At 71.0% G+C, this 18342-nt stretch carries 19 protein-coding genes; 6 read left to right on the plus strand and 13 right to left on the minus strand.

The window, feature by feature from the left end:
* The first annotated feature begins 25 nt into the window (after positions 1-25).
* Entirely contained in the window at positions 26-580 is a 555-nt protein-coding gene (locus JAP66_RS15070; protein ID WP_210770144.1) for a TetR/AcrR family transcriptional regulator, read from the plus strand.
* Between the two features lie 216 nt (positions 581-796).
* Positions 797-1624: a phytanoyl-CoA dioxygenase family protein gene (locus tag JAP66_RS15075; protein ID WP_199432341.1), complete on the plus strand. Its 828-nt coding sequence runs from the start codon at positions 797-799 to the stop codon at positions 1622-1624.
* Here the strand turns inward: JAP66_RS15075 and JAP66_RS15080 are convergent.
* Positions 1621-2328 (minus strand): alpha/beta fold hydrolase, encoded by a 708-nt coding sequence (locus JAP66_RS15080; protein WP_307849572.1) that lies wholly within the window; start codon positions 2326-2328, stop codon positions 1621-1623. The genes JAP66_RS15075 and JAP66_RS15080 overlap by 4 nt on opposite strands.
* Positions 2329-2366: 38 nt before the next feature.
* A complete protein-coding gene (locus tag JAP66_RS15085; RefSeq protein ID WP_307849567.1) occupies positions 2367-3272 on the minus strand; it encodes a PaaX family transcriptional regulator in 906 nt (301 codons plus the stop codon).
* 141 nt (positions 3273-3413) lie between these two features.
* On the opposite strand from JAP66_RS15085, the gene JAP66_RS15090 reads away from it, so the two are divergent.
* The gene (locus tag JAP66_RS15090) at positions 3414-4781 is read left to right on the plus strand and encodes an MFS transporter (RefSeq protein ID WP_199432392.1); all 1368 of its coding nucleotides are present in this window, start codon (positions 3414-3416) and stop codon (positions 4779-4781) included.
* A gap of 91 nt (positions 4782-4872) precedes the next feature.
* Here the strand turns inward: JAP66_RS15090 and JAP66_RS15095 are convergent, their stop codons facing one another.
* From JAP66_RS15095 to JAP66_RS15120, 6 genes are read right to left on the minus strand one after another with little or no spacing between them, the layout of a single operon-like run.
* Positions 4873-5841 carry an ABC transporter substrate-binding protein gene (locus JAP66_RS15095; protein ID WP_199432342.1) on the minus strand — a complete coding sequence of 323 codons (969 nt, stop codon included), beginning with the start codon at positions 5839-5841 and terminating at the stop codon, positions 4873-4875.
* A gap of 48 nt (positions 5842-5889) precedes the next feature.
* A complete protein-coding gene (locus tag JAP66_RS15100; protein ID WP_199432343.1) occupies positions 5890-6888 on the minus strand; it encodes an ABC transporter permease in 999 nt (332 codons plus the stop codon).
* Positions 6885-8471, minus strand: coding sequence for a sugar ABC transporter ATP-binding protein (locus JAP66_RS15105; protein ID WP_199432344.1), 1587 nt, complete (start codon positions 8469-8471; stop codon positions 6885-6887). Before JAP66_RS15105 ends, JAP66_RS15100 begins: the two co-directional genes overlap by 4 nt.
* Positions 8471-9331 (minus strand): amidohydrolase family protein, encoded by an 861-nt coding sequence (locus JAP66_RS15110; protein WP_199432345.1) that lies wholly within the window; start codon positions 9329-9331, stop codon positions 8471-8473. Before JAP66_RS15110 ends, JAP66_RS15105 begins: the two co-directional genes overlap by 1 nt.
* Positions 9328-10293 carry an aldo/keto reductase gene (locus JAP66_RS15115; protein WP_199432346.1) on the minus strand — a complete coding sequence of 322 codons (966 nt, stop codon included), beginning with the start codon at positions 10291-10293 and terminating at the stop codon, positions 9328-9330. Before JAP66_RS15115 ends, JAP66_RS15110 begins: the two co-directional genes overlap by 4 nt.
* Positions 10286-11563 (minus strand): L-fuconate dehydratase, encoded by a 1278-nt coding sequence (locus tag JAP66_RS15120; RefSeq protein WP_199432347.1) that lies wholly within the window; start codon positions 11561-11563, stop codon positions 10286-10288. Before JAP66_RS15120 ends, JAP66_RS15115 begins: the two co-directional genes overlap by 8 nt.
* A gap of 184 nt (positions 11564-11747) precedes the next feature.
* Between JAP66_RS15120 and JAP66_RS15125 the strand changes: the two genes are divergently transcribed.
* Positions 11748-12614, plus strand: coding sequence for a fumarylacetoacetate hydrolase family protein (locus JAP66_RS15125; RefSeq protein WP_199432348.1), 867 nt, complete (start codon positions 11748-11750; stop codon positions 12612-12614).
* Positions 12611-13384, plus strand: a complete 774-nt coding sequence (locus tag JAP66_RS15130; protein ID WP_199432349.1) for an SDR family NAD(P)-dependent oxidoreductase — start codon at positions 12611-12613, stop codon at positions 13382-13384. Before JAP66_RS15125 ends, JAP66_RS15130 begins: the two co-directional genes overlap by 4 nt.
* A 7-nt stretch (positions 13385-13391) precedes the next feature.
* Here the strand turns inward: JAP66_RS15130 and JAP66_RS15135 are convergent, their stop codons facing one another.
* The 5 genes from JAP66_RS15135 to JAP66_RS15155 form a co-directional block, all read right to left on the minus strand.
* Positions 13392-14081 (minus strand): FadR/GntR family transcriptional regulator, encoded by a 690-nt coding sequence (locus tag JAP66_RS15135; protein ID WP_199432350.1) that lies wholly within the window; start codon positions 14079-14081, stop codon positions 13392-13394.
* 8 nt (positions 14082-14089) lie between these two features.
* Positions 14090-14431, minus strand: coding sequence for an L-rhamnose mutarotase (locus tag JAP66_RS15140; protein WP_199432351.1), 342 nt, complete (start codon positions 14429-14431; stop codon positions 14090-14092).
* Between the two features lie 251 nt (positions 14432-14682).
* Entirely contained in the window at positions 14683-15942 is a 1260-nt protein-coding gene (locus JAP66_RS15145; RefSeq protein WP_199432352.1) for a M14 family metallopeptidase, read from the minus strand.
* 169 nt (positions 15943-16111) lie between these two features.
* Positions 16112-16396 (minus strand): putative quinol monooxygenase, encoded by a 285-nt coding sequence (locus tag JAP66_RS15150; protein ID WP_199432353.1) that lies wholly within the window; start codon positions 16394-16396, stop codon positions 16112-16114.
* Positions 16397-16473: 77 nt separating this feature from the next.
* Positions 16474-17331, minus strand: a complete 858-nt coding sequence (locus JAP66_RS15155; protein WP_199432354.1) for an SMP-30/gluconolactonase/LRE family protein — start codon at positions 17329-17331, stop codon at positions 16474-16476.
* A gap of 95 nt (positions 17332-17426) precedes the next feature.
* On the opposite strand from JAP66_RS15155, the gene JAP66_RS15160 reads away from it, so the two are divergent.
* Positions 17427-18338 carry an aldose 1-epimerase family protein gene (locus JAP66_RS15160; protein WP_199432355.1) on the plus strand — a complete coding sequence of 304 codons (912 nt, stop codon included), beginning with the start codon at positions 17427-17429 and terminating at the stop codon, positions 18336-18338.
* Positions 18339-18342: the final 4 nt, after the last annotated feature.

Below are 18342 nucleotides of genomic sequence, written 5' to 3' on the forward strand. Positions count from 1 at the left end.
TGTTTGTAGTAGAACGGGAGCGGTCATGGCCGGCAGGCGGGAGCAGGTGCTGGACGCGGCGATCGGCGTGCTCGGCGCCGAGGGGGTGCGGCGGCTGACCTACCAGGCGATCGACGCGGCCGCCGGTGTGCCGCCTGGCACCACGTCGAACCACTTCCGCGACCGCGGCGCGCTCGTCGCGGGGATCGCCGCGCACCTGGAAGCACTCGACCACCGGCAGTGGAACGCGCTGACCGACCAGCTCCGGCCTGCCGACCTGGCGGGCCTGACCGAGGCGCTCGCACTGTTCGTCCAGGACGCCACCGGACCGGGCCGGGACCGCACCGCCGCCAGGTACGCGTTGTTCCTGGAGGCCTCGGTCCGGCCGGACCTGCGCGCACCACTCGCCCGCGGCCGTGCGGGACTGGTCAACCTGGGCACGCTGTGGCTGGCCCGGCTCGGCTCGGCGACCCCCGATGCCCACTGCGACATGCTGATCGAGTACCTGGACGGGATGATCCTGCGGCGGCTCACCTTCCCCGAGCCCGCCTTCGACCCGGCACCGAAGATCCACGCCCTGCTGAGCGCGCTGCTCGCCTGAAAGGCTGTCCTCGAACCTCCTGAAACGGACCAGGATGCACTGTTTCCGCTGGTCACCGCTCGTGAGTGCGTAACAGTGTTCTAACTCGCGTACGCACTCACGAGAGGTGACCAGGCACAACGCCGCGCCGCATCGGATCAAAGACAGGCTCGAAGGCTGACGACGGACCGGAAAACCGTTCGCATGGACGTGCCCGCCTTGCGAGCATGACCGGCGATGAACGACACGCGGAACATCCTGACCGACGAGCAGGTGGAACGCTTCGTCGACGACGGATTCGTGCGCCTGGCTGGCGCGTTCCCGCGCCGGGTCGCCGACGAGTGCGCCGAGATACTGTGGCGCGAGACCGGGTTCGATCCCGAGGACCGGGCCACCTGGACGTCGCCGGTCGTGCGCATAGGCGAGCGCACCGACGAGCCGTTCCGCCGGGCCACCACCTCCCCGGCGCTGCACGACGCCTTCGACCTGCTCGTCGGCGAGGGACAGTGGCTGCCGAGGGCGAGTCTGGGCACCTTCCCCATCCGGTTTCCGCATCCCGACGACCCCGGGGACGCCGGCTGGCACACCGACGGCGGCTACCAGGTCCCCGGCGAATCCTGGCCGCGGCTCAACATCCGGTCGCGGGGCCGGGCCCTGCTCATGCTGTTCCTCTTCTCCGATGTCGGGCCGCACGACGCACCGACCCGGATCAAGGTCGGCTCGCACCTGGACGTGCCCGAATTCCTGGCTCCAGCCGGGGAGGAGGGCATGTCCGTGCTGGCGCTCGCCGAGGCCATGGCGGAAGCCGGGAAGCTCGACTCGCCGGATCGGCCGCTCGCACTGGCGACCGGCCGGGCGGGGGACGTCTACCTGTGCCACCCGTTCCTGGTGCACGGCGCCCAGGCCCACCGCGGTGAGGTCCCGCGGCTGATGGCCCAGCCTCCGCTGCAGTCCGCCGGCCGACTCGAACCGGACCGCCCCGGCACCGCCCACAGCCCGGTCGAGCGAGCGATCCGCCGCGGGCTCGGCCTGGACCACGCTCGTGAGTGCCTACACGAGTTCTAACTCGTGTAGGCACTCACGAGCCGGCCCAGCAGTTCGGCGACCGCCGCCGGCCGCGTCAGCATCGCCAGGTGGTCAGCGTCCTCCCGGTAGACCGGCCAGCCGAGCGCCGCGGCGTCGCCGGCCTCGCGGTCGTACGCCTCGCTCAACCGCACGTACCCGCATCGCGCGGGTGACCAGTCCGGCACCTCGGGTGCGCGCTCCTCGAAGTACGCCAGCGGCAGCTCCGGCACCTCGGCGAGGAACCGCTCCCGTACGGTCGCGTCCGGCAGCAGTCCCGCCACGGCGCCGGCCGGAAACCACTCGTGCCACGGCGGCAGGCGGCCCTCGCGGGCGAGACTCCGCAGCTGCTCACGCAGCTCCGGTGCCGCCGTGTCGAACCAGCTGCGCCCTGGGTGCGGCAGCAGCGCGTCGACGAACAGGGCCGCACGCACCCTGCCGGGCAGGGCCGCGGCGACCGCGGGCAGCAGCGCCCCCGCCCCGCTGTGGCCGACGAGGACCACCGGACCCTCACCGGTGGCTGCCCGTGCGGCGACATCGGCACAGCGCGAATGTAGGGCGGCGTGGCGTCCGCGACCCCGGCCAGGGACGGCACGGCGACGCGGTGGCCGGCGCGGGCCAGCCGCTCGCCCACACCCGCCCAGGTGGACGGGCCCACGAGCGGACTGTGCAGCAGCATCACGAGCGGGCGGCCATGCACCGATGATGCATCAGGCACAAAAGTGGGCAGTCACATCAACAGCTGTCAGCCAGTTGCCCAGCTATTTGCCGCCTCCTCCCGGTCCCCTCGATCCTCGGCGATGGTGTCGAGCACGTCGGCCGCGGCCTCCCTCGCCGCAGGCTCGAAGTCGGCGTAGAGGGCCCGGAACAGGCGCTGGGCCTGCTCGGCGGGCCAGTCCGCTGGCAGGTGCTGCTGCGGCAGCCGCGGGTCCTGCCGGATGATCTGCAGCCATTCCGCCTGCAGCAGCAACTGCCGGGCCAGGCTGTCCGGCGGGTCGGCGGGCCGCGCGCCGGTGCCCCATCTCGCCAGGAAGCGGCGGTAGCGGGCGGCCAGCAGGTCCAGGTCCCAGGCGTCGTGCACGAGGTCGGCGACGTCCGTCGGCGGCATCGCCCTTGCCTGGAACACCTTCACATGCTCCGCGGCCTCGAGCCCCTCGATCAGCGGGCCGGCATCCACCGTCGACGGCGCGATCCACAGCCCGCCCTGGAGACTGCCGAACCCCGCCCACAGCAAGCGGGAGCGCAGCACGTGGCGCTGCCGCTGCCAGGACTCGGGCATCGAGAAGCCGAGCACCGTCCAGGTGCCGTCCCAGTGCGTGTTGACGGCGCCGAGCCGCCAGATGCGGATCTCCCCGTCGTGCAGGATGTCGCGCGAGCGGGAGGTCAGCCCCAGGTACACCTTGCGTCCCCGCCGGGTGCGATGCAGCAGCCCGCGCCGCGCCATCCGGCTCAGCGTGGAGCGGGTCGCGTGCTCCGAGACGCCCACCCTGTGCAGCACGTCCAGCACGCTGGCCGTGGCCACCCGCACTCCCCGGCCGAGCACGTAGCCGCCGAAGAACGTCAGCAGCAACGCCTGCGGGCGGGGCGCGCCGTTGAACTCGGCCGCATCGGCCTCCACCGCCAGGAGATCCCCGGCCGCTCTGTCAGTCACAGGGCAAGCGTAGTGAATCCGATATTGGGCACTGTCTTGACGGTGGTGACAAACCTGCTTACTTTCACTGTGCGTGACGTGGCGCAGGCCACGTCACGGATCCCCACCGAAGCGGACACCGACCAGACAGGGCCACCCGCGATGACCGATACGCAGTCCCCCCGCCATTCGAAGACACAGCTCCGCAGAGCGGTGCTGTCCAGCTACCTCGGCAGCGTCATCGAGTACTACGACTTTCTGCTCTACGCCACGGCGTCGGCCGTGGTGTTCAGCAGGGTGTTCTTCTCCGGCCTCGACCCGCTCGTCGGCACGGTCGCCAGCCTCGGCACGTTCGCCACGGGCTACCTCGCCCGGCCACTCGGCGGCGTCGTCTTCGGGCACTTCGGCGACCGGCTGGGCCGCAAGAAGATGCTCGTGATCACCATGACCGTGATGGGCGTGGCGAGCATGCTCATCGGGATGCTGCCCACCTACGGGCAGATCGGCGCGTGGGCTCCGATCATGCTGGTCCTGCTGCGCGTCGCGCAGGGTGTGGCGGTCGGCGGCGAGTGGGGCGGCGCCGTGCTCATGTCGGCCGAGCACGCGACCACGCGGCGCGGGCTGTGGGCCAGCTTCACCAACGCGGGAGCACCCAGCGGCATGGTGGTGTCGACGCTCGCGCTGACCCTCACCGCAGCGGCGACCACCGAGGAGCAGTTCCTCAGCTGGGGTTGGCGTATCCCGTTCCTGCTCAGCGGACTGCTGCTGGCGCTCGGCCTGTTCGTGCGGCTCAAGGTCGAGGAGACTCCGGTGTTCGCCAGGGCCAAGGGCGGCAAGGATGGGAAGGTCGGCAAGGCCGAGTCGATGCCGCTGGTCGAGGTACTGCGCAGGCACCCGAAGAACCTGCTGCTCGCCGTCGGCGTCGGCTTCGCCGCGTTCGTCGCGCAGGGGACGCTCACGACGTTCCTCATCGCCTACGCCGTCGAGGCGGGCTTCGAACGGCAGACCGTGCTCAACGCGCTGACCGTGTCGTCGGTGGGCGCGGTGATCGGCATCATCGGGTTCGCCGCACTGTCCGACCGGGTCGGCAGGCGCCCGGTCGTGCTGGCCGGTGCCGTGGCGATGGGCGTGCTCAGCTTCCTGCTGTTCCCGATGATCGACACCGGATCGGCGGTCATGCTGGTCCTCGCCGTCGTGCTCGGCCAGTCGGTGGTCCACCCGGCGATGTACGGCCCACTCGCCGCGCTCTACACGGAGATGTTCGGCACCCGGATGCGCTACACGGGCGCGTCGATCGGATACCAGATCGCCGGTCTGGGCGCGGGGCTGGCTCCGGTGGTGTTCGCGAGCACGCTCAGCGCCACCGGCGGGACGAACACGGTCGCGATCTCCGCGATGATCACGGCGTGCTGTGCGGTGACGGTACTCTGCATCCTCGCCACGAAGGAGACATACCGCTCCAGCCTGGCCGACGAGGCCGCGGCCGTAGGCTCCGGCGAACGCGTCGGCGGCGTACCCGACGCGACCTGACGCCGGACAAGGCTCGTGAGTGCGCACACGAGTTCACGGTGCCCTGCGGGACACCCGCACCCGGGCGGCGTGCGCACTCACGAGCCGTCCGTCACTCGTACAGCACTTCCCTGATCTTCGGGTCGTCGATGTTGTCCTTGTCGTACCAGTAGAAGCTGGTGTCGATCGCCTTCGGCAGCTGCTGGCCGTCGAGCGCCTTCAGTGCGGCGTCCACGAGCTGCTCACCCATGCCGATCGGGTTCTGGGTCACCGCGCCGGCCATCCGGCCGTCCTTGATCGCCTCGATCTGTGCCGTGCCGGAGTCGAAGCCGACGATCGTGACATCGTCCCTGCCTGCCTCCTGCACACCCTTGATCACGCCGATTGCCGACCCCTCGTTGGAGGCGTAGATGCCGTCGAGGTCGGGGTTCGCCGAGAGGATCGACTTCGTGATGTTGGTGGACTCGAGCTGGTCGCCGCCGCCGTACTGGGGATCGAGCACGGTGATCCCGGGAGCGTTCTCCTTCATCCACTCCACGAAGCCGTCCCTGCGGTCGGTGCCCGACAGGCTCGTCTGGTCGTGCACGACCAGCGCCACCTTGCCCTCGCCGCCCAGCCGCTCGGAGAGCTGCTTGGCCGCCTCGGCGGCGGCGGCCTTGTTGTCGGTGGCGACGGTGGTCGCCGGGATGTCACTCTCCACACCGGAGTCGAACGCGATCACCGGAATGTCACTTGACTGCGCCTGGTTCAGCAGTGGGGCCGCAGCCCGGCTGTCGAGCGCGGCGAATCCGATCGCGTCCGGCTGCTTCGCGAGGGCGTTGGTGAGCATGTTCATCTGCTCCTCCACCTCCTGCTCGGTCGCCGGGCCGACGAAGGTGATGCGCGCGCCTCGCTTCTGCGCCTCCTGCTCCGCGCCCTTCTTCACCGCCTGCCAGAACTGGTGCTGGAACCCCTTGGAGACGATCGCGATGTACGGCTCCTCGCCGCCGCCCGAGCCGCTCGCGTCCCCTGAGCCGCACGCGGCCAGGGTGAGCGCGACGGCGGCGCCGGCGAGCGCGGCACCGATCTTCCTTGCCTTCATGACCAGATCTCCTTTGTCCTGGTGGTGCGGTCGCCCGGAATACCGGGCTCACGTCTCTTTCTTGCGGAGCATGTCCGCGTACACGGCGACGAGAATGACGCAGCCGAGAATCACGTTCTGCCATTCCTGCGGGATCGACATGATCTGCAGCCCGTTGTTGAGAACCGAGATGATCAGCGCGCCGATGAGCGTGCCGACGATGGAGCCCTTACCGCCGGAGAGCGACGTACCGCCGATCACCACGGCCGCGATCGCCTGCAGTTCGTAGCCCATTCCCGTCGCGGGCTGCGCGGACCCGAGCCGGGCCGAGATCATGACGCCGGCCAGGCCGATGAACAGGCCGGCGAACGCGTAGATCGCGATCTTCCACTTCCGCACGTTGATGCCGGACAGCGCGGTCGCCTCCTCGTTGCTGCCCATGGAGTACGTGTAGCGGCCGAGCACGGTCTTGGTCAGCAGCACGCCCGCGACGAGGGCGGCACCGAGCAGCACCAGCACCGCGTTCGGGAACTCCACTCCCGGCAACAGGCTGCCCGTGGACAGCTCGACGTAGCCCTCGACGTCGGTGAAGTAGATCGGCGCGCTGTCCGACAGCACGAGTGCGAGGCCACCGGCGACGAGCATCATCGCGAGCGTGGCGATGAACGGCGGGATCTTGAACACCGACACGTTGATCCCGTTGACGAGCCCGATGAGCCCACCGAACAGGATCGCGGCGGGCACCCCGAGCGCGAGCGGCAGCCCCAGGTCCACGAGGAAGACCCCGGACATCACCGCGCACAGCGCCATGCCGGTGCCGATCGAAAGGTCGATCCCGCCGGAGATGATCACGAAAGTCGTGCCGATCGCCAGCGTCCCGATCACCACGGTCGAGAACAGGATCGCGGTGAAGTTGCCGTAGGTGAAGAAGTACCGGCTGGCGACCGAGAAGAACCCACAGATCACGATGAGGCTGGCGAAGGCCAGCAGTTGCTGGAGCCGGTTCCGGGCGGCCGAGGCGAGCCCGCCACCCGTCGACTCCCGGGCCGGAGCTTCGAGCAATGTCATGACCGTCCTGCCTTCCGGGCCTGTTCGGGGGATGCGGAGCCGGCCGGGCCGGCGTCGATGCCGAGTTCCGCGGCGTCCTCCGGGTTCTCGTCGGGGCGCAGTGTCGCGAAGTGCATGATGCTCTCCTGGGTCGCCTCGTCCGACTCGAGCACCCGGGTGACCCTGCCCTCGCTCATCACGACGACGCGGTGCGACATGCGCAGGATCTCCGGCAGCTCGGAGGAGATCATGATGATCGACTTGCCCTGCCCGGCGAGCTCGTTGAGGAGCTGGTAGATCTCCTCCTTGGCGCCCACGTCGATCCCGCGCGTGGGCTCGTCGAAGATCAGCACGTCGCAGTCCTTGACGAGCCACTTGGCGACGACGACCTTCTGCTGGTTGCCGCCCGAGAGGTTCTTGGCCTGCTGTTCCAGCGTCGGCGTCTTGATGCGCAGGGTGCCGACGTACTCGCCGGCCCTGGCGCGGGCCGCCTTGTCGCGCACGAATCCCGCGGTGGCGAAACGCTCGCGCAGCGAGGCGAGCGAGATGTTCGCCTTGACGCTCTGGTCGAGCAGCAGCCCGAACCTCTTGCGGTCCTCGGACAGGTACCCGATCCCGTGCCGGACCGCGTCGGCGGGGTTGCCGATGCGCACGGGCGTCCCGCGCAGGGTGACCGTGCCGCCGTCGCTGCGGTCGGCGCCGACGAGCGCTCTGGCCACCTCCGTGCGCCCGGCCCCCATCAGGCCGGCGAAGCCGAGGATCTCCCCCTGCCGCAGGTCGAACGAGACGTCCTTCAGCAGCGACTTCGTGCTCAGTCCCCGGACCTCGAGCAGCACCGGGCGATCGTCGCGGACACCCTCCGGCCGCGCGTCCCCTGCGATGGTCCGGCCCACCATCAGCGAGATGATCTCCCGCGTGGTGGTCGCGTGACTGTCGAGAGTGCCGGCGTACTCGCCGTCGCGGATGACGGTGACCCGGTCGGCGATCGCCTTGATCTCCTCCATCCGGTGCGAGATGTAGATGACTCCCATGCCGGTCCCCACGAACCGGCGGATCAGCTCGTGCAGCGTCGCCACCTCGACGTCGTTGAGCGCCGCGGTCGGCTCGTCCATGATCAGCACCTTGGCGTCGTACGACAGCGCCTTGGCGATCTCGACCATCTGCTGGTTGGCGACGGTGAGGTCGCCGACAACGGCACCGGGGTCGAGCGGGAGGCCGAGTCGCTCGATCAGCTCCGCGGCCTTCGCGTTCAGCGCGCGCTCGTCGAGCAGCAGCCGCCACCGGCGCGGCTCCCTGCCGATGAAGATGTTCTGCGCCACCGTGAGGTGCGGCATCAGGTTGAACTCCTGATGGATGATGCTGATGCCGAGCTCCAGCGCCTCGGCGGGACCGGTGACCTCCAGTGGCCTGCCCTCGAGGCGGAACCGGCCCGCGTCGGCCGAGTGGATTCCGGAGAGCAGCTTCATCAGGGTGGACTTGCCCGCGCCGTTCTCCCCAACCAGTGCGAGCACCTCGCCGTGGCGCAGGTCCAGCCGCATGTCGGAAAGTGCCCGCACACCGGGGAAGCTCTTGCTCACGCCCTCGACCTCGAGCAGCGGTTCCATCACCGATCACCCAGCCCATACACCTCGGTGGCCGTGCCGGAGAGCAGTCTCGCCCGGTCGGCCCGCGGCAGTTCGCCGATCAGCCCGGACAGCACGCGCCACGTGCCCGCGTAGCCGTCGGCAGGCACGGTCATCGGCCAGTCCCCGCCGTACATCAGGCGGCCGGGACCGAACAGTTCGAGCGCGGTCTCCCACACCGGGCGCAGCGCCGCCGCGGTGAACGGCTGGCCGGGTACCTGGAGGCCGGACACCTTGGCCACCGTGTTCGGCCGCTCCGCCACGGCGCGCAGCGTGTCCAGCCAGCCGGGATAGCCTGCCCCGCCCCTCGGCGGTTTGCCGAGGTGGTCGACCACGATCGTCAGCTCAGGCAGGGCTGCGGCCAGCTCCGCGGTCGCGCCGAGATGTCTCGGCCACGCGTCGGGCACGTCGAAGGGCAGCCCCCGCGCGGCGAGCAGGGCGAGCGACTCGCGCACCGGCGGCAGCGCGAGGAAGTCGTCCCTGGGGTCGTCGTGCACCAGGTGCCGCACCCCGCGGAAAGCCGGATGCCGTTGCCAGCGGTCGAGTTGCCGCTCGGCACGCGCGGGGTCGTCCAGCGCGACCCAGCCGACGACCCCGGCGATCCACGGGTGACGCTCGGCCTGGCCGAGCAGGAACTCGGTGTCCCGTTCGGTGTCCTCCGCCTGCACGAGCACGGCCGAGGACACCCCGGCCGCGTCCAGTTCCGCTCGCGCCGCCTCCGCGGTGAAGGTCGCGTGCAGGGCACCGTGCCGGGGGCCCAGCCAGGCGTACTCGCTCACAGCGAGGTCCCACAGGTGCAGGTGCGCGTCGACGACGCGCTCGGTGGCCGGCTGCGCTGTCATAGCCGGGTCAGCCCCCTGTCCCGTAGCGCGTCCCAGAGCTCGCCGGGAACGCTGGTGTGCATGCGCCGGTGGTTCTCCCGGATCTGCGCGGGCGTCGCGCCGCCGGCCACGACCGTGCGTACCACCGGCTCGCGCAGCGAGTAGTGCAGCGCCGCGGTGGGCAGGTCCACGCCGAAGTCGGCGCACACCGCCGCGATCTCGCGGGCCCTGGCGAGCACGTCCGGCGGCACCGGTCCGTACTCGTAGTGGTCACCGGCCCGCGGTGCCGGGGAGGACAGCACGCCCGAGTTGAACACGGCCGCGTTGGCGACCGCCACCGAGCGCGCCCTGCACTCCGGCAGGACCTCGTCGAGGGCGGGCTGTTCGAGCAGCGTGAACCGGCCGGCGACCATGAGCAGGTCGAGGGCGCCGGAGCGCGCACCGGCGAGCAGCGCCTTCGTCGACTTGGAGCCGACGCCGATCGCGGCGACGGCACCCTCGTCGCGCAGCGCGGTGAGTGCCGGGATGCCGGACTCCAGTGCGGGCCCGAGGTCGTGCTCCTCGGGATCGTGCAGGTACAGCACGTCGACCGAGTCGAGGCCGAGGCGGCGCAGCGAGTCGTCCAGGCCCCGGCGCACACCCTGCCCGCTGAAGTCCCAGACCCGCCGGTGGTCGGCCAGCACGGCGAAGTGGTTGGCGTCGTCGAGCCGCCCGGCGGTCTCGGGGGCCGGCACGAGGAGCCGGCCCGCCTTGGTGGACACGACGTACTCCTCGCGTGGCTTGTCCGCGAGGAACGCACCGAGGCGGCGCTCGGAAAGGCCGAGGCCGTAGTGCGGTGCGGTGTCGAAGTACCGGATACCGCAGTCCCAGGCCGCTTCGAGCAGAGCCCGCGCCTGTTCGTCGCTGATGGCCTCATACAGGTTGCCAAGGCCCGCCCCACCGAAGGAGAGCCGGCCAAGGCGTTGCGCGATGCCGCTAGCCATGCGCGTATCCCAGCAGCGAGCCGGCCAGCATCTCGCTGCCCGCCCCGGGGGCTTTCGGCGCGCGGTAGCGGCCGCCGTGGACCTCGACCGGTGTCACGAAGTGCTCGTGCAGGTGGTCGACGAACTCGATCATGCGGCCCTCGGTGCTTCCGGAGACGGAGACGGCGTCGAACATGGACAGATGCTGCACCATCTCGCACAGCCCGACCCCACCGGCGTGCGGACACACGGGAACCCCGAACTTGGCCGCCAGCAACAGGATCGCGATGTTCTCGTTCACCCCGGCGACGCGGGTGGCGTCGAGTTGCAGCACCTGGAGCGCGTCGGCCTGGAGGAACTGCTTGAACATCACGCGGTTGGCCATGTGCTCGCCGGTGGCGACCGGGACAGGTGCGATGGCCCTCGCGATCGCGGCGTGCCCGAGCACGTCGTCCGGGCTGGTGGGCTCCTCGATCCAGGCCACGTCGAACGGCCGCAGTGCCGCCATCCAGCGGATCGCCTCCGCGACGTCCCAGCGCTGGTTGGCGTCGACGGCGATCCGGACTTCCGGACCGCACGCCGCCCTGGCGATGCCCAGCCTGCGGATGTCGTCGTCGAGATCGGCGCCGACCTTCAGCTTGATCTGGCCGAACCCCTCGGCCACCGCCTCCCGGCACAGCCGGTCCAGCTTCTCGTCGTCGTAGCCGAGCCAGCCGGGCGTGGTGGTGTAGGCGGGGTAGCCCTCCACCAGCAGGTCGGCCTCGCGGCGCGCCCGGCCGGGTTCGGCCTGACGCAGGATCGCCAGCGCATCCTCCGGCGTCAGCACGTCGGTGAGGTAGCGGAAGTCGACGAGACCGACGATCTCCTCCGGGCTCATCGCCGAAAGAAGCTGCCACAGCGGCTTGCCCGCTCGCTTGGCCTTGAGGTCCCAGAGCGCGTTGACGACGGCGCCGATGGCCATGTGCATGACCCCCTTCTCGGGGCCCAGCCAGCGCAGTTGCGAATCGTGCACCAGCTCGCGCCAGAGCGCGCCGAGGTCGCCGAGCACCTCGTCGACGTCCCGGCCGCGCAGGTGGCTGTCCAGCGCGCGGATGGCGGCGACCTGGACGTCGTTGCCGCGGCCGATGGTGAAGACGAAGCCGTGCCCCTCCAGGGCGTCCGCCGCGTCCGTGCGAATGCGCACGTAGCCGGCCGAGTAGTCCGGGTCCGGGTTCATGGCGTCGGACCCGTCCAGCGACAGCGACGTGGGAAACCGCACGTCATGGGTGTGCAGCGCGATGATGCGGGCCACGAAGACGCTCCTGTCGTATGGTCGGGATCACATCGGAGGTTAGACATCGGATGTTTTTACGTCAAGGGCCTCGGCGAGCGGGAGAGAATGCCTGGAATTTCGCCGCTTCGTCAGGCAGGATGCGTGGCTGACGTCGACCTTTGCTGATGTCAGACACCCGACCATTGCGGCGAAAGGTACACCTGTGAAGCTCGCCCGCCTCGGCCCGCCCGGCGCCGAGAAACCCGTTCTGCTCGACGAGGGGCGAACCTACGATCTCTCCGGACTCACCACCGACCTCGACGGCGCCTTCTTCGCCTCCGGCGGACTCGACGCGGTGCGCCGGGCCGCGGCCGCCGGTGAGCTGGCCGAGCTGCCGGACGCGGCGTCGCTGCGGCGTGGCGCCCCGATCGCGCGGCCGAGCGCCGTGCTGTGCGTGGGCATGAACTACGCCGCGCACGCCGCGGAGTCCGGCTCGGCGCCGCCAGATGCCCCGATCATCTTCCTGAAGACGCCCAACACCGTGGTGGGTCCGGACGACCCCGTCGCCATCCCGCCGGGGAGCACGCGCACCGACTGGGAGGTCGAGCTGGGCGTGGTGATCGGCAGGCGCGCCTCCTACCTGGACTCGCCCGACGAGAGCCTCGCGCACGTCGCGGGCTTCGTCGTGGCCAACGACGTCTCCGAACGGGAGCACCAGCTCGTCGACTCGGGCGGCCAGTGGAGCAAGGGCAAATGCGCCCCCGGGTTCAACCCGACCGGCCCGTGGCTGGTGACACCCGACGAGCTCGACCACCGCGATCTCGGACTGCGCAGCTGGGTGAACGGCGAGCCGCGGCAGGACTCCAGCACGGCGGACATGGTCTTCGACGTGGAGTTCCTCGTCTGGCACCTGAGCCGCTACCTCGCCCTCGAACCGGGTGACCTGCTGCTGACCGGTACCCCCGAGGGCGTCGCGCTGTCCGGCCGGTTCCCCTACCTGGCGGCGGGCGACGTGGTGGAACTGGAGATCGACGGGCTCGGCCGCCAGCGGCAGGAGTTCGGGAAACCGCGCGAGGGAGAGCAGGCATGACAGCGGAGTCCAGGGAATCCACGGAGTTCGGCGGCCTGGTGGCCGCGGTCACCGGTGGTGCGTCCGGAATCGGCGCGGCCGTCGTGACCGCGCTGCGGGAGCGGGGCGCGAGCGTCGCGGCGCTCGACGTCAGCCCCGCCGATGCCGAGGGCGAGGTGCTGCCGGTACGCGCCGACGTCACCGACGACGACTCGGTCCGGCAGGCCGTGGACACGGTGGTGCGGCGGTTCGGACGGCTCGACATCCTGATCAACAACGCCGGTATCGGCGCGCAGGGAACCGTGGCGGACAACGACGACGCCGAGTGGTTCCGCGTACTGGATGTCAACGTGCTCGGCATGATGCGCATGGCCAGGGCCGCGCTGCCGCACCTGCGCCGCTCCCCCGCGGCCGCGATCGTGAACACCGGGTCGATCGCGGCGACCGCGGGACTGCCGCAGCGCGCGCTGTACAGCGCGAGCAAGGGAGCCGTGCTCGCGATGACGCGGGCCATGGCGGCCGACCACCTGCCGGAGGGTATCCGGGTCAACTGCGTCAACCCCGGCACGGCGGACACCCCGTGGATCGGCCGGCTGCTGGCGAGCGCGGCGGACCCGGAGGCGGAGCGCGCCGCGCTCAACGCCAGGCAGCCGCACGGGCGGCTCGTCTCCCCGGAGGAGATCGCCGGGGCCGTCGTCTACCTCGCCAGCCCCACGTCGGCCTCGACCACCGGTGTCGGGCTCGCGGTGGACGGCGGGATGCAGGATCTGCGGCTGCGTCCCCGCGGGTAGCGCGCCGCTACGCCGGCCCGTGGTCGGTGAGCGCCAGCCGCAGCCACTGCTCCACCCCGGCGATGTGCACCGTGGCCCACGAGCGCGCGACCTCGGCCTGCCGCGCGGCGAGCGCCTGCTGGATGGCCCGGTGCTCGGCCACGGTCCGCTCCACCGCGGCCTCCTGGGTCAGCCCGCGCCAGGTTCGGGCCCGCTGCGTCCGGCTGGACAGGCTCTCCAGCAGCGAGCAGAGCACCTGGTTACCCGATCCGGCGGCGATCCGGGCGTGGAACTCCACGTCGTTGGCGACCAGTTGCTCCACCGTGGGCCTGTCGCCGAGCGAGTCGAGGAGCACGGAGAGCCCCTCGATCTCCTGCTGGGTCATGCGGCCGGCGGCCATCGCGGTGGCCGCCGGCTCGAGGATGCGGCGGACCTCCAGGAACTGGAGCACCGTGTCGTCGCGGTGGAAGTCGACGACGAAACCCATCGCGTCCAGCAGGATGCCCGGTTCGAGGCTGGTGACATAGGTGCCGTCGCCCTGGCGGACGTCGAGCACGTGGATGAGCGAGAGCGCCCGGACGGCCTCGCGCAGCGAGTTGCGGGACAGCCCGAGCCGGTCGGCCAGGTCGGCCTCGCGCGGCAGCCGGTCGCCCGGGCGCAGCTCGCCGTCGACGATCATCTGCTTGATCGCCTCGATGGCATCGTCGGTGACCGACATGTGTCTCCTCAGTGCGTATCCCGGCTGTCGCGCAACTGGGCGGCGAGGCTCCACACCAGGCTGATCCCGTGATCGGTTCCCGAGTAGTCGTCGGCCCGCGCGTGCATCGGCGCGACCGTGGCCTGCCAGCGCACGTTGGCGGGGTGATCGCGCAGCGCGTGCCGCATGGCCTGGTAGTCCTCGACGTCGATCAGGTGGAACAGGTGCCTGCCGTCCCGCCAGATGCGCCACTCCCGCACCCCGTGTTCAGTCAGCGCGGCGGCGACGTCGGCCGGGATCGTCTCGTGCACGGCGTCGTAGTCGGCTTCCCGCCCCGGCTCCAGGACCGTGTGCAGCGCGATCTCCGGCATGCGTACCCCTCCCGTCCGACCCGGGAAGGATACATCCGATCTTTGCCGGCGCCAGGCAGCACGCCCTCGTGAGTGCCTACGCGAGTTCTAACTCGCGTAGGCACTCACGAGGGGTGCGCGCGCTCAGCCGGCCGCGCGGAGCAGGATGTCCACCGCCTCGTCGTTGCGTGCGGTCTCCCGCGGGATGACCGACGCCGGCGGGTAGAAGCCGTTGAGGCCGCTGCTGCTGCGCGGGTACNGGGTGCGCGCGCTCAGCCGGCCGCGCGGAGCAGGATGTCCACCGCCTCGTCGTTGCGTGCGGTCTCCCGCGGGATGACCGACGCCGGCGGGTAGAAGCCGTTGAGGCCGCTGCTGCTGCGCGGGTACATCTCGTAGGTGTAGCTGAGGATCCCGTGCTCGCCCCACATCCAGTCGTTGACCGAGCCGTCGGTGATGTAGAGGTCGCTCGACTGCTGCGGCTGGTAGCCGTTGGCCCGCGCCATCTGCCTGCCGATGTCGGCGAAGCGGCGTGCCTGCGCCTGCGTCATCCCCGGCGCCGTGTCGGCGTAGGTGTAGCCGTACGGCCAGAGCACCAGCTCGGAGTAGCTGTGGAAGTCGATGTGCGCCGTGATCTGCTGGCGGCCGCCGACCACGCGGGAGTCGACGAAGCCCGCGACGGCACGCGTCTCCGGTGCCGAGAACGGCGCGGTGCCCCGGTAGGTGTCGCTGGCCGGGTTGCCACTCGACCCGCCACAGCAGCCCCACCGGTAGTCCCAGTTGCGGTTGGGGTCGGTGCCGCGGCCCTGCCGGTTCTTCCGCCAGCCCTTGTACGTGCCGCCCGCGATGTCGTACTCCGAGCCGTCGGGATTCACCTGCGGGATCACGTAGATCTCCCGCGAGTCGACGAGCGCGCGGATCGCCGGGTCGCTGCCGTAGCCGGTGGTGAACCGTTCGACCAGATGCAGGCACATCTCGGTGGTCAGGTGCTCACGGGCGTGCTGGTTGCAGGTGAAGAGCACCTCCGGCTCGGCCTCGTCCCGCGTCACGTTGTCGCTGATCTTGATCAGGTGCAGCTCGCGGCCCTCGTAGGAGCGGCCGACGCTGCTCACGCTCGCGAGCGCGGGATGCCCGCGCTCGGCCGCACGCAGTTTCGCGGTCATCTCGGCGTAGGTGTGGTACGCCTCGTCGCCCGGGGGGAAGTCCGCGACCGCCGCCGACGTTGCCGCACGGCCGCTGCGCTCGGCCAGCATCTCGTCGAAGTCGCCGATCTCGTTCAGCCGGAAACCCCGCGCCCGCAGGGTACGGGCCTGCTCGTCGGTGGCGACGAACGTCAGCCTGCCGTCCCGGCTGCCGAGCACGTCGACGCCGGTCCCGGCCACGGCGCTGCGCTGGGCGGCGTCCGCCGTGGGCACGGAGTAGACGCCGCGCCCGTCGTCACTACCCGCGCTCCTGGCGCCCGCGGGCGCCGCCAGCGTCGCGAGCAGTACAGCACCGGCCGCCGCGACGGCCACGATCCGAGATCGAGTGAACATGGCGTGCCCTTCTGGTCACCCGACTGCGATGGGTCCGACCCTGGCGTCGGCTGGTTCGGACCACAACCGCCTTAAGTCGGGTATTCCGGACTGGCCCCCGTCGCCGTGTCCGCGCTCCGCGCACGCGTGTCCGCGGTTCCCGCACACGTGTCAGCGGTTCCCGCACGCCTCACGGCGGTTCGGTCGCGGCGATGCGGTACTTCGCCACCTCCGCGTGCCGGATCTGGTCGAGCTGTCCCGGTTCCGGCCCCGAGCCGCGGAACCGCTCGAGGTGCTCGTCCGACTCCCATCGTTCGTACACGTTGATGCGGTCCGGTTCGATCGGATCGGCCGCCAGTACGAAGTCGAGGCAGCCGGGCGCGGCCCGCGCCTGGTCGAGGACCGAGCGGCAGGCGCCGACGTAGGCGTCCCTGGCGTCCTCGTCGACGTACAGCTTTCCGGACACGATGAACATGTTCGCCTCCCCTGGGTTTCGGGCCGTCCGGCTAGGAAGACCGGCACGCCCGGCGAAACTCATCGGTCGCGGTGCGCTCAGCCGGAGAAGGGCAACGGCGGCAGGCCGCGCACGCCGGGGACCGCCGCGAACAGCGCGCCCGCCGTGGGCTGCGCGCCGAGGTCGGCGCCCTGCCGCGAGGTGGTGACGTAGAGGCGGTCCAGCTCCGCACCGCCGAACGCGCAGGCGGTAACCTGGCTGACCGGAAGCTCGACGACGGCGTCCAGTGCACCGGACGTGCGGTACCGGTGCACCGCGGAGCCGCCCCACAGCGCGATCCACAGGTGCCCCTCCTCGTCGACGGTGAGCCCGTCCGGCTGGCCGGGAGAGGCGACGTCGACCAGCCTGCGGCGGCCCGTCAGCCCACGGTCATGGTCGTAGTCGAAGGCATCGATGCCCCCGGTCGGCGTGTCCACGTAGTACGCGGTGCCGCCGTCGGGGCTGAACGCGAAGCCGTTGGACACCGTGACCCCGGAGAGAACCCGCTCCGCCGAACCGGACGGGTCGAGCCGGTAGAGCGCACCCGCGCCGGTGCGCTTCTCGTAGGCCATCGACCCGCAGTAGAACCGGCCGTCCGGATCACAGCCGCCGTCGTTCATGCGCACCGTCTCGTCCGTCCACAACGGATCCATGTCCCGCACCGGACCGCCGAGTTCGTCGGCCAGCGCGAAACCGCGTTCGAGCGCCAGTACCGCACCCCCGCGCGTGCGCGGCCGCAGCGCCGCGGCGACGGTGCCGACGTGCCAGCGTCCGGTGGCACCATCGGCGTCGAGGGTGAGCACGTCGCCCCGCAACATGTCCACCCAGGCAAGGCTGCCCCGCCGGGCGAACCACACCGGCCCTTCGCCGTGCTCGGCGACCGGCGCGTTCACCCGCTCCACGACGGCGTCACCCATGAAACCCACCTCGCTGTGCTGTGGTTGACCGGCCCGCACCGGGACGGTAACTTGCCGATATTCCGGAATAGGTTCGAAATACTGGACGAGGCGTCATGACCGCGAGCGGCACGCTGTACGAGATCGGCTCGGGTGCGCAGCGGGTCACCATCGCCGGGGTCGCCGCGACACTGCTCTCGTGGCGTGTCGACGGTACGGAGCTGCTGCTGACCCACGCCGCCGACGAGGTCGGCGACAGCTACCAGGGCAAGACGATCCTGCCGTGGCCGAACCGGGTCGCGGCGGGCCGGTACACCTTCGACGGCGCCGAGTACCAGCTCGCGATCACCGAGCCCGCCCGCGGCGCGGCCCTGCACGGACTGATGAACTGGGTCGAGTGGGAGCCGGTCGAGCACACCGGCACGCGGGTGCGCCTGCGCTACGTGCTGCACCCGCAGTACGGCTTCCCGTTCCTGCTCCACTTCCAGCTCACCTACACCGCGACGCCGGACGGCGTGAGCTGCACGCTGGAGGCCACCAACGCGGGCACGCGACCGGCCCCGTTCGGCGCGGCATACCACCCGTACCTGCGGCTGGCCGAGCGTGCCGACGACGTGGTGCTGGACCTGCCCGCCGCCTCGTACTACCGCACCGGGGAGGACCTCATCCCGCTCGGCAAGGAACCGGTCGACGGCGGTCTGTTCGACTTCCGCGGCGGGCGGGAGGTGAGCGGCGCCGTGCTGGACACCGCGTTCACCGACCTCGCCGTCGACGCCGACGGCACCGCGCGGGTACACCTCGGCGCCCCGGCCGGGCGGACGGTGGAGCTGTGGGCCGACCACACGCACCGCTACCTGCAGGTCTACACCGACGATGCGCCCGGCAGCGGCCGGCCCGCCAGGGCCGGGATCACCGTCGAGCCGATGACCTGCGCGCCGAACGCGCTCAACACCGGCGACGGCCTGCGCGTCCTCGCGCCCGGCGAGAGCCATGTGGAGCACTGGGGAATGCGCTCGCCCGCCGCGTGAGCGG

The sequence above is a fragment of the Qaidamihabitans albus genome, assembly GCF_016464705.1.
GTDB classification, from domain to species: domain Bacteria; phylum Actinomycetota; class Actinomycetes; order Mycobacteriales; family Pseudonocardiaceae; genus Qaidamihabitans; species Qaidamihabitans albus.

Bases quoted from the DNA above. Each gene is read 5' to 3' on its own strand.
- JAP66_RS15110 (WP_199432345.1), bottom strand. From the start codon at position 9,331: ATGACAGCGCAGCCGGCCACCGAGCGCGTCGTCGACGCGCACCTGCAC.
- JAP66_RS15090 (WP_199432392.1), top strand. From the start codon at position 3,414: ATGACCGATACGCAGTCCCCCCGCCATTCGAAGACACAGCTCCGCAGA.
- JAP66_RS15100 (WP_199432343.1), bottom strand. From the start codon at position 6,888: ATGACATTGCTCGAAGCTCCGGCCCGGGAGTCGACGGGTGGCGGGCTC.
- JAP66_RS15150 (WP_199432353.1), bottom strand. From the start codon at position 16,396: ATGTTCATCGTGTCCGGAAAGCTGTACGTCGACGAGGACGCCAGGGAC.
- JAP66_RS15130 (WP_199432349.1), top strand. From the start codon at position 12,611: ATGACAGCGGAGTCCAGGGAATCCACGGAGTTCGGCGGCCTGGTGGCC.
- JAP66_RS15075 (WP_199432341.1), top strand. From the start codon at position 797: ATGAACGACACGCGGAACATCCTGACCGACGAGCAGGTGGAACGCTTC.
- JAP66_RS15135 (WP_199432350.1), bottom strand. From the start codon at position 14,081: ATGTCGGTCACCGACGATGCCATCGAGGCGATCAAGCAGATGATCGTC.
- JAP66_RS15095 (WP_199432342.1), bottom strand. From the start codon at position 5,841: ATGAAGGCAAGGAAGATCGGTGCCGCGCTCGCCGGCGCCGCCGTCGCG.
- JAP66_RS15070 (WP_210770144.1), top strand. From the start codon at position 26: ATGGCCGGCAGGCGGGAGCAGGTGCTGGACGCGGCGATCGGCGTGCTC.
- JAP66_RS15105 (WP_199432344.1), bottom strand. From the start codon at position 8,471: ATGGAACCGCTGCTCGAGGTCGAGGGCGTGAGCAAGAGCTTCCCCGGT.
- JAP66_RS15115 (WP_199432346.1), bottom strand. From the start codon at position 10,293: ATGGCTAGCGGCATCGCGCAACGCCTTGGCCGGCTCTCCTTCGGTGGG.
- JAP66_RS15160 (WP_199432355.1), top strand. From the start codon at position 17,427: ATGACCGCGAGCGGCACGCTGTACGAGATCGGCTCGGGTGCGCAGCGG.
- JAP66_RS15155 (WP_199432354.1), bottom strand. From the start codon at position 17,331: ATGGGTGACGCCGTCGTGGAGCGGGTGAACGCGCCGGTCGCCGAGCAC.
- JAP66_RS15145 (WP_199432352.1), bottom strand. From the start codon at position 15,942: ATGTTCACTCGATCTCGGATCGTGGCCGTCGCGGCGGCCGGTGCTGTA.
- JAP66_RS15140 (WP_199432351.1), bottom strand. From the start codon at position 14,431: ATGCCGGAGATCGCGCTGCACACGGTCCTGGAGCCGGGGCGGGAAGCC.